At 45.6% G+C, this 10,343-nt stretch carries 12 protein-coding genes; all 12 read right to left on the bottom strand.

Features of this window, described 5'->3' with window-relative positions:
* Positions 1–61 precede the first annotated feature (61 nt).
* Entirely contained in the window at positions 62–538 is a 477-nt protein-coding gene (locus CRP01_RS41235) for a hypothetical protein (protein WP_099155960.1), read from the bottom strand.
* Positions 531–1,424 carry a hypothetical protein gene (locus CRP01_RS41230; protein ID WP_099155959.1) on the bottom strand — a complete coding sequence of 298 codons (894 nt, stop codon included), beginning with the start codon at positions 1,422–1,424 and terminating at the stop codon, positions 531–533. The genes CRP01_RS41235 and CRP01_RS41230 overlap by 8 nt, the downstream gene beginning before the upstream one ends.
* Positions 1,424–1,756 carry a hypothetical protein gene (locus CRP01_RS41225; protein WP_099155958.1) on the bottom strand — a complete coding sequence of 111 codons (333 nt, stop codon included), beginning with the start codon at positions 1,754–1,756 and terminating at the stop codon, positions 1,424–1,426. Before CRP01_RS41225 ends, CRP01_RS41230 begins: the two co-directional genes overlap by 1 nt.
* A complete protein-coding gene (locus tag CRP01_RS41220; RefSeq protein ID WP_099155957.1) occupies positions 1,756–2,295 on the bottom strand; it encodes a hypothetical protein in 540 nt (179 codons plus the stop codon). Before CRP01_RS41220 ends, CRP01_RS41225 begins: the two co-directional genes overlap by 1 nt.
* The gene (locus CRP01_RS41215) at positions 2,292–3,230 is read right to left on the bottom strand and encodes a hypothetical protein (protein ID WP_099155956.1); all 939 of its coding nucleotides are present in this window, start codon (positions 3,228–3,230) and stop codon (positions 2,292–2,294) included. Before CRP01_RS41215 ends, CRP01_RS41220 begins: the two co-directional genes overlap by 4 nt.
* On the bottom strand, positions 3,227–3,649 hold the full coding sequence (locus tag CRP01_RS41210; RefSeq protein WP_099155955.1) for a hypothetical protein: 423 nt from the start codon (positions 3,647–3,649) through the stop codon (positions 3,227–3,229). Before CRP01_RS41210 ends, CRP01_RS41215 begins: the two co-directional genes overlap by 4 nt.
* A 9-nt stretch (positions 3,650–3,658) precedes the next feature.
* Positions 3,659–4,294 carry a DUF6046 domain-containing protein gene (locus CRP01_RS41205; protein WP_099155954.1) on the bottom strand — a complete coding sequence of 212 codons (636 nt, stop codon included), beginning with the start codon at positions 4,292–4,294 and terminating at the stop codon, positions 3,659–3,661.
* 135 nt (positions 4,295–4,429) lie between these two features.
* Positions 4,430–4,798: a hypothetical protein gene (locus tag CRP01_RS41200; RefSeq protein WP_099155953.1), complete on the bottom strand. Its 369-nt coding sequence runs from the start codon at positions 4,796–4,798 to the stop codon at positions 4,430–4,432.
* 55 nt (positions 4,799–4,853) lie between these two features.
* Positions 4,854–5,273 carry a hypothetical protein gene (locus tag CRP01_RS41195; protein WP_099155952.1) on the bottom strand — a complete coding sequence of 140 codons (420 nt, stop codon included), beginning with the start codon at positions 5,271–5,273 and terminating at the stop codon, positions 4,854–4,856.
* A 56-nt stretch (positions 5,274–5,329) separates the two neighbouring features.
* On the bottom strand, positions 5,330–6,595 hold the full coding sequence (locus CRP01_RS41190) for a DUF2586 family protein (protein WP_099155951.1): 1,266 nt from the start codon (positions 6,593–6,595) through the stop codon (positions 5,330–5,332).
* Positions 6,596–6,640: 45 nt separating this feature from the next.
* Positions 6,641–9,760: a sialidase family protein gene (locus tag CRP01_RS41185; RefSeq protein WP_170110763.1), complete on the bottom strand. Its 3,120-nt coding sequence runs from the start codon at positions 9,758–9,760 to the stop codon at positions 6,641–6,643.
* 73 nt (positions 9,761–9,833) lie between these two features.
* A partial coding sequence (locus CRP01_RS42665; protein WP_222845946.1) for a hypothetical protein occupies positions 9,834–10,343 on the bottom strand: 510 nt, incomplete at its 5' end.

The following is a 10,343-nucleotide window of genomic DNA, read 5'->3' as shown; positions in this document are numbered from 1 at the left end:
TAAGAATCAAAATTCGAAATTTCGCGCAAACTCAAAACGAAACATTCACTTATTTTAGCTTTTAATAGTACTCAATTTTATACCTTTTCCCAGCCAATTTAAGCTTATTGATCATCGCTTTGATCTGATCTTCTTGAGGGCTCAGAATTGCTGGAATTTGCACTATAAAATCGTAGTTGAGCTGTGATTGAGCTTCTTCGGAAAGGTAATGAATTATTGGATCTTCTTCTCCTTCAGAAAGGTAATAAATAGTCGTTTGCTCCTGGTTTTCGAATAACCAATAGATAAAAATTGGCTCAATTCCGCTGAAGTCATTGACTATAAAAATGCCGTTTGAATTGAATTTTAACTGCAAATAAGCCTGTAAACTTAATGTTTGGGAGCTGTACAAAAGGCATTCATTGACGCGAACTCTGAACGCATCGAACTGCTCAAATATACCTCTGGCAATAAGGTGAAGTCGAAAAAGCCAAGCTATTTGCCTGCTTGTTCGCCGGATTGGAGGTAGTAATTTTTCGATCAGTTCTTTGCTAAACATTGGCTATATAATTGATCTGAGTATCGAGCGGAAAGTTCTCATCAACCTGTAGGAAACCACTCACAGTTTCATAACTCAGATTAACATTTACAAAGTTTGGAGTGATGTCATAAGCTACTGAAACAGCCATTTCATTGATGCCTATATCAACAAATCCAAGGACATTTTGCATCGCATCAATGAGGCTGATCTTCCGGATTACACCATCAAACGGAAGGTTCAGAAGAAACTCATTTATAGCTGCCTCAAAGGCTGGTTTGAAGGTGTCGATCGGACTAATTCCAGGCGAATAATATACATCAGCTACAAGCTTCAAAACATCCGCATTTTGGCTGATAATCTGCGTTCTAACACCTGCATCTTTGAACCGATTTACATAGCCTTCAAAACCATCTTTTTCCGCTTCACTGAGGGCAGTTAAGCCTCCATTTCCATCGTCTTTTGCGGCCTTCAGGACTACTATTCCCTGAGTTGTTTCCTTCACACTACAGGCAATTATGATACGGTTATCCGGATCAATCGGGCTATAAATCACAGATCCATTATCAACGATCAAAGTATCTCCATGCTGATACTCCAAAGCCTTCCTTTGGTACCAAGCAAGTGTGTGAGGTTGCGCATAAGTAGCAGCTTGATCAAGGAAGGCTTTGTACTTCACCCAAAGAAATTCGTGCATCCAGATCTGCACTGCAGTGACGAAAGCCCAAAGTCGCCAAACTGCAGTTTTACTGGTGCTGGAAAGGCCGGATAATTCAGCATCTGCCAACACCTCATCAAGTATATCCGTGTAGATCTCACTGATACGTTCTTTACTCTCCAGCATCAGGTTTTTGACCTCATCGAGCGTCCGGATCTGTAGGTTGTATATGTCTTGGATGTTGATCATTATCTCGCTCTATTTGCATCAATTTTCAGCTGAACGTTTCCGTTAACTCTGACAAACTGCAGCTGCTGAACATTGAAATTATCAAACTCAAGATTGAGCCGAATCCGGCGCAGTAAACCCACCCGATTGGTGATCTGTCCGGTGCTATTCAAAGACCGGTGGATCTCTACACCAAGTGCTGGCCACTCCCGCCAATTCCCCTTTCCTGACACCAAAATATCATCAATATGCTGTTGGTCACTCTCGCCAATAACAAAGTCTCCATCTTTAGTGAGGAGATCTCCGACGCCATCTAATTTGATGTCCTTTGCTATGGTCCTAAAATAACTCATCAGTGCTTTATTTTGTCGTTTCCTACCTCGGAAAGGTCGGCTAATTGTTCGCTGGACAGAGCTGATGACATCGCTGCTTTTAAGGCAGATCCTCCATCGTTTGGCACTGGAGTCCAGCTGGAAAACGTCTGTTTAATTGTGTTCAAAAAGCTGTTCAATTTATCAATCTCAGTACGCAGATCAGGCAATTTTACGAGTCCTTCGTTTTCGCCCTGGTCAAATATCGCATTGCCTTCACTATCTACTTCAAATCGGAATTTACCAGTATTGACAACCATTCTTTCAACCTCACTGCAACTCAATAAATAAGCATCTGTATCACTGATCAGACCGACTAAAACTATACTTCCGATCGGCGGTAAAATCATCACTCCAGCCTCATTTTCATCGATGACAACACGGATCTTTACGTCCAAAATATCAGCGTCGTCATTGATCGGAGTCACATCGATCGCCTGGTCATAAACAGCAATAACCCTGGCTCTGACCAAGGTCATTTGAACAACATCTTTTGCTATTTTTTCTAAGACACTTTTCATGCCGATTTTGGTCCTAAAACGATCGATCTACGGTACCCATTTACACCCCAATAAACGTCGATTTCATCCACTAAATATGAGCCGTCCCGCTCAGGATATTCATAGCTTTTTAGTGTGACCTGGTCGCTGTGTTTTACGTGCGGAATTCCAAACGTATTAAAGCCTCCTCGGTACCCTTCAAAACGTAGCCTGGCCATCTCTTCTTTAGCAGATTTAACCAACTGAGATTGGCTTAAATTGTAGAAATGCAGGCTATGTAATTCACCATCCGGATCACCCACTTTTTCGGTGATCGTCTTGCCACCTGGTAGCATCGAAACAGCCCGGACTGTGACCTTAATATCGTCCTGTTTTTTATACAGTAATCTGTCACTGATAATGTCCTTCTCAAACTGATATTCGTAGTTATCACGTTCTACCTGAGAATAAGGGAATCCAACCACTAAAACACCCGCTCTAAAAAAGCTAACTATACCGTATTTTTTCTTGATCTCATCCAGCACTTTTGCCGGGCTAACTTTATTGATTCGGAAGGGACCAAGATCCGCCTGCACGGCATTGAATTTGATGTTTTCCGGAATGATGTCCTGAAGGAGCTGCTGCAGCTTTACAGAACGGTAGGTTTTTGTGATATTCGACTGTTTAAGGGTCCACATTTCATCCTCGCATTCTATCAGCGTCGGCACACCACTTTTTACCTCAGAAACATAACCGGAGAACTCCAGCTGATCCTCAAAATCATAGCCCAATTCGATGCGCACCTGGTCCCCTTTTTTGATCTCATCTTTCAGGTACTGATCTTTCCATTTCAGCGCCCTGGGGAGTGCTATGGATGCAGTATCGGTGAGATGCTTCCAGCTCGATCTGATCCGGATCTCGTGGGCGAATTCAAACTCAAACTTTCCAATCGATATGGTACCACTTATCTGCCTCATGAGCCGGTCGGAATCGTTTCAAAATCTTCACCATCGATGGTCTCAAAACTACCGTCTTCCTGGGTCTCCCAATTGTCAGCCGGCTGTACAGATTCTACTCCATCCATGGTCTGCCACAAGTCACCGTCTTGCGTCTGGTAGTAGTCGTCATCCATGGTCTCCCACCAACCTGTAATTCGTTGACGATAATGGGTATTTACCCGGATCTCATTCCGACGGAAATAATCAAGTCGCTCCGCATCGAATTCCAACTCATTCGGCACTACCTCCCGAAAACTCAACACCTGGCCAGTCTCCAAATCGTTAGTCGGTTCCAGACCGTTGTCATCCAGCATCACAAACAGAAGATCGATATAGCCATACTCCTGAATGGCCATATCGAAAATATCTTGTCCGGATTCTGTTCGTTTGCTGTACATCGATCTTTTTTATAAACCATCCCGCAGGCGCACCTCCGGAGTAAAATCACTCACCGCTCTAATGTCGAAAGCAACTACATGGGAAAATCCCTCCAGCTGAAAAATGCCTGAGTTTTCGATCACGATATCACCCACGCCCAACCATTCAAAGAACTCCGATTGGATGACAAGAGGAGCCGGCACTCGTAAGATCTGGCGCATAGCCCGGATACCCAGCTCCGGGGGATAGTCATCAGCCTGGTTGACAATCAATCCTCTGAACCTTATCTCAAAATCACCGTCCGAAATATATTCCTTGACAGTGCCCGATCGGCCGGAGATCTCCGTTTTCCTGATCAACTTCGGCTGATTGACTTCAACCATCGTTGTATGGGGAAATTGGTACTCCGGGTAGTCAACAAAATTCACGCTTCCGTTATCGCCTCGCTCCGGGTAGCGGCCGGCCTCGACGGTGACCGGCGTGAGTACTGGAGTACCGAAGTAGCTTTTTACGTCGCTCTCCAGTACAGGAATTTCCTCCAGGTCATAAGACGAACTACCGGATGAGAGAACAGCAGCTTCTCCCACCCGGTAGTGGCGGATCAATCGCTCACGGCCGAACCCGAAAACGCGTTGCAATAAGCCGAATGGATCAATCCTATACATTCTCTCTTTTCTTTAGTACATATTCAAGTCGCCGCCAGATCTTCCAAAACACATCGTCCGGCAGTTCATCCGGATCTGGTATCTGGTAATGAACGCTGACCAGGGCACTGATCGTTTCGATCTCGTTCTGTTCGCTTACTTTTGGGTAGCTTCGGTTGACTTCGTCGAGATACTCGTTGTAGAGGTCTCCAGAAGTCCAATATGCTTTCCCAGGTCAATCGCAGCGGATATGTAAGCCAAATGGTTATTATCAGAAAACACTTCGTCTCCTTGTAGTAAACATTCGCTGAGGATAAGCTCTCCAGCTTCCAGGCGCTGATTATTGCTTACAAAGGTCAGTGCTCTACTATAAAGCATCCGGCGCTTAGGATGTACCTGTGGAAGCATGAAATACATATTCCATTCCTCTCCATTAGATCCATGCACAGTCATTTTTTTAACATTATCTGCGCCGTACTTCTTTTCCCACTCAGCAACCTGCTTTTGACTAACATTAACTCCCATCTGTTTGCTATTTGAATGATGATTGAATACAATTCAATTCCCGATTGACCAGGTCTTATTGGTTATATCGGATGCCCCCGATCACGAGCTGTAGCTCCACCGGAATTTCCGTATCTCCATTGCTGGAGGTATTGGGATTGCCCAGAAACTCACAGTACTCCAAAATATCTGTAATCGTTGGATCAGCGCCGTTAGCATAGGAAACGGTGATAGGAAACGGTGGGATCTCCGTCAGAGATTGTTTGCCGGCAGCTTCCCGAATGCGCATCACTTCTTTCAAAGTAAGCGTGATACTACCAGTATAGTTTTTTTGCGACCTGGTGCGCTCTACTGGTTCACCCTGGGCACCGTGGCTATTTTGCTTTTGGCGCGTTGTATCGTATGACACTGCTTTAATGCCGGCAACATTGAGATTACCCAGCATGGCGATCCGGATGTCTGTGAAACTATAACCTTGACCATTTACAAGAGCCATGATGTTCTTTGATTCGTTATTGAATAAATTTAAAAATGGGATCCTCCTTCAGCACCCTAGCCGTTCGTATATCCGATCGACACGGTGATCTCTTGGGCTTTACCTTTCGGTATGATCCCGATCAATACCCGCAGTACTCCATCACTTAGGAAGCTTGGGTAATCCTGGCCAAGATCATCTTTTGCGGGATCTACAATAATGAAGTTGAACGAACTTACATCATTGATCATACCACTTTCAAGAGCTTGTCGAAGTTCCGCCTCCACTGAGGCAGATATCTGCCGAATAATGCGACCAGTGCCTTCCACAACCCGGAAGTCCGTAGAATTGATATAAGGCACCAACACCGGCCGGGTCAATCGAACTGCCCGGTTCATCACGTCGCGCAACTCAGAGGCATTGTAATCATCCGTTTCCGGCGCGCACACGTGGCTTTGGTTGAAGTAGATGCCATCATAGTTAGCAAAAGCACGCGTAAACACGTAGCCCTTATCATGCAGGGCACTGATATCATTATCAGACAAGTTGCCCAGCGGCAGGTGATTGCTCAGGTAAGCGCTCAGGAAGCGACTAAGCGAAGTATCAGTCAGATTGAAATCCGAGATCGGCTGAGCAAAACTCTGGCTTGGGGTCTTGTTCGTAGCCAGGCCGAGATAAGCTCCTACGGCTGCCATATCGTTATAGATGGCATTGCTGTCTGCAAAATCGAAATCTTGCCCGATCACAACGGAAACATCCCGATACGGCCCACCGGCCAGGCTGCGCAGATCAGTGGCATCACCAACCGTGCCGTTGAACTCCCGGCCTTCAATCACGATGTTATTCACCGGACGGCTTTTCGAAAATTCGAAATCAGCCAGGGCCTGTGCATTCGGGATGGCAGCCAGTACATCTGCATCGAGCCCTCCAGAGGTCGTCGAAGTGTAAGTGTCGTCAGGATTCAGCACTACTCCAGCTTTACGGATGCGCCCCTGGCCATCGCGTAGCACCTTAGCCAGATAATCATTCGACACATCACACATATCCTCCAGGCTGGTGTTCTGCGCTACCAACATAATGTGCAGCTCTCCAGTCGGATTGAGCCGGAAGAACTCAGAGATATGATGGTATACCGCAACCAGGTTAGTAGTGTCATACGCTGCGTCAAGTCCGATAGACTCCGCACCTGTCGTACTAAACAACTTGTAAACGGTATTCAATTGAGCACCGCCAGTGACGGCCACACCGCCCATTACTATCGCTGCGACACCTTCGCCGGCATCGGCTCCCTGGCGGCTGAGCTGGTTGGCCAGCCTGGTTATGGTTACTGTTGGTAGTGACATTTGCTTTTAATTTATTGATACCGGTGAAACCAGTTAGTTTTTAAATTATCTTTCATCAATCCGAAGAACTGATCCATCCCACCTGCAGTACAAAGAATGATAGGTTCCTGTAAAAGTTTTTGTGGTACTCGTCGCGTCTTTTTCGTAGGATATGTTATTCGTACCTGAGCTAAGTTGAATCGTGATGTTGTTTACTGTCGCATCACCTATGTATATATCGAACACATTTCCAACCTCCAGCCCGGTGACGTCTAAAGTGACGGTAAAACTTGATGCTGCAGTATTATCACCATCAATAGTTATTTCTTCTCCACGTTGGACTACTTCGGTCGCGGTGTCTTCGATTTGGGTGAAAGCTAGGATTTTATGGGTTGTTGAGTCTAGGGCGTTGTCGATACCGTCTAGGTGACCATCTAGATTACTATTACTATTAGTGTAGTTTGTTGCGGTGTGAGTTACGGAAATGTCTGTATCTGGCCGTGCGGGTAGATCACTTTCTTGAATTGTTGAAGAAACAAAATTTGTACCGTTGCCTCGTAAATACGTACCCGCTGTTGCCGATCCGTTTATTTTGTATCCCGTTGTTGCGTCTATACTTCCGGATACATCCAACTTGTCGTTAGGGTTGTCTACGCCAATCCCAACATTCCCACCCGGTTTTATAATCATCCTAATTGGGTAGGTATTCCCAACTAAGCTTTCCCTAAACTCCATAGCCGAAGTACTGGTCACATCTTGGTCGTCTGATCCAAAATAAACCCGTAACATGCCTTGGCTGTTTGAGGCGTCTTTACCTATTAATTCAAAGGAAGGACCAGCTCCGAAGCCGCCGATAGGAAGCATCCTTGTTCCTCCTGCGGTTGGATATGAATAATCAGAAGTTATTCCGTATGAAGGCGCCCCATCTTGAATTTTTAAATAAGTTCCTTCTATATTAATATTGCCTCGAACATCAAGTTTTTCGACTGGTACGGTGGTTCCTAATCCCATATTGCCGCTATCAATAATTCTCATCAACTCCGTACCAGCGCCACCTATTGCGGGTTGGTTTTTGGAAATTGCGAAATAATCTGTTGTACCGTTGTTATTACTATCAAAATTGATGGAAAAGCTGGACCCTGCCGCTATCCCAGTTGCGGAGTAGTAATTATTCCCATCGTCCAGAATATTGTACCTGTTTGAAGAATTTAGTAACGTGCTATTCCCGTTAGTCCTTGTACCTGCCCCCCTAGTTATTTCAAATTCCGTTGTGGAGGTTAAACCTGAACCGGTAAACCACTTAAACTCAACTTTAGCCGTAGAACTTACATCTGTATAAGCAGATCCGTAATAAAATCTAGCAACGCCCTGATTGTTGGCTGCTGATCCTCCGACGAATTCAACGCCTGGGCCATAACCAGCGCCAGATATAGGTTGGAACCTTGCCCCTCCGTTTACTCGATACCCTATATCTGCCGTTGTTCCGAAAGAAGGTGATCCAGTGGATAGCGTAAAATAATCAGATCCGCTAGATTGTAATTTTGCGCCACCTTGGTAAGTAGCGTTTCCTGATATTTCGCTCCATATCCCCCCGCCAAGGTCAACCGCATCCCCGTTGGTTGGGTCTATTAAATATTCTCTCTCAACCCCCGCGGATTTCCTACCTAACAACCAATTGATTCGGGCGGTAGGTCTAAGACCGTTATAATAAAAACAATTGATTGTCCCGTCCGAACCTGTGGCGCACCCAACATATCCGCTATCACCTTCATCAGTACCACCCGCCCCATTGTCGTATTGCACGTAAGCCGCAATCCTGCCTATCGTTATCTGTGGACCGAAATTATCGTTCTTTGCGTCCTGGTAAGTAGCCCTGGAAATATATAGCCTTGAATAATTATCGGGCTTTGTGTTTCTACTGTGATGGATTAATTCCACAACTTGGTTTGCGGTATCCAAAATCATGTGCCCATTTGAAAGCGTGAAGTCTGTAATACTTCCAGATGCTGTTGGCTCCGTCCAATTCGCTCCATTATCGGTTGATTTTGTGAACATTGCCGGTATTACTTGGCTAACTGTTCCGGTCCTAACCGCCTTTCTAAGCATGGCAACAATTGTCCCGTCCGGCAATTCAATCCAAGCTGGTTCAGTAGCATCTGTTACACTCCCGCCAACCGTTGATTGCGTCCAGGTCGCGCCGTTGTCATCGCTGTAATATATTCGCGTTGTATATGTTCCCGGTTGTACAGCTAATGTCAATATCCTACCGGTAGAGGTAACCAGAAATCCCGAAACATCTCCATTGAAAGCCAACACATCAGAGCCACCAGCTTGCATGACTGATGTAGACCAGGTCGTGCCACTATCAGTTGAACGATAGATATATGTTTTATAAACAGTTGATGTTCCCCAGTTTAACGCTCCAACTAAGGCAACATAATCACCGTTTGGTGCAATGCCAGCCGCTTGAACTTTTAGAGATCTTGTTCCTGTTGAATCTGCTACCACAACGCCATTGTCAAAACCTCCATCTGGTGCTTTTTTGCGCAATAAAACTTTATTAGTACCAATATTGTGCCCTCCATTAATGTTGTAGAATATTAAGAAACTATCAATACTAGAATCATAAGCTACTGCCGCATGCGGCCATCCGGCAAAATCATCCTGTATTGGAGCGTTGACATCATCAGCCGTAAAAGCAAGCCCCATCGGTGTGTATTGGTAATAATTTTTCACCAACGCCCTGGTTTCGTCTATCGCAAATTGAGCGTTTGAAGCTTTAAGCTTTGAATTAATATTACTGTAATTGATTTCAGTTGCAGAAAGTCCTCCAATCTGTCGCGCATTATACCGCCCCACTGCAGACAGCAGTTGAGCCGTCGCCCCATTACTTCCAAACACCGCCTCCGGAATAGTCGTCCGACCATCCGGATTGTAAACACAGACCTGGCCGGTAGGTGATCCCCAGTTTCCGCCCTGTTCAATGATCGTTAAAGTGGCGCTACTGAAGAAAGGATCTACGACAGCGCTGATCCGGTAGAGCTGCTCATTAGCCGAGTATACTAAAAAGGTATCCGCGATCTGAGTGGCATTGTACGACTGGCCAGTGAGATCTCCGTAAAAAGAAACCGTAGCCGTGTATGTGGAGTCATCCACCGTACTCCAGCTAGCGCTGGAGCTGACCATCGTAAACTGGCTTAACCCTGCCGTGCAGGCAGAGATCAGTAACAGGAATGATATGAATATTTGACGTATCATATTAGTTCAGTAGGATGTAATAACCGGTTGGGCCGAAACTACCAAGATTAGGAATGTTGATCGTGGTGATATTACCGGAAACGGTCTGTGTATAGCTTACTCCAAAACCAGTAGGGCTCACCTGTGCCCCATTATTTCCATCGATAATCTGTACACTATATCTGCGATTTCGGCTGTTCAGGGAATTGTTTAATCTGAGAATCAGTTCTCCAGTGCCAGAGACCAGGTTGTCATTGTTCCCAAAGAACTCAGCCCGCAGAATCTCCGATCCAGATTGAATCGTAAAGTTGTACTCTCCAGTACTCGGACTGGAAATGGTAGTAGTGGATCCACCCTGGCGGCTGATGTAGCCGGTAAGTGTTCCACTGGTAAGATCATCGTAATTAGTATGTACTCCTGTAGCTGCTGCAGTAACCCTACCATCCACATCGATAGTAGCCGTCATCAAGTTGTAAGTGCCGGCACTTACACCGGTACTGGCCAGCTCATCAGCGTCAACGGCTCCAGCGGC

This window comes from Flavilitoribacter nigricans DSM 23189 = NBRC 102662, from assembly GCF_002646595.1.
Taxonomy (GTDB): domain Bacteria; phylum Bacteroidota; class Bacteroidia; order Chitinophagales; family Saprospiraceae; genus Flavilitoribacter; species Flavilitoribacter nigricans.
This window is presented reverse-complemented; position numbering and strand designations above follow the sequence as displayed.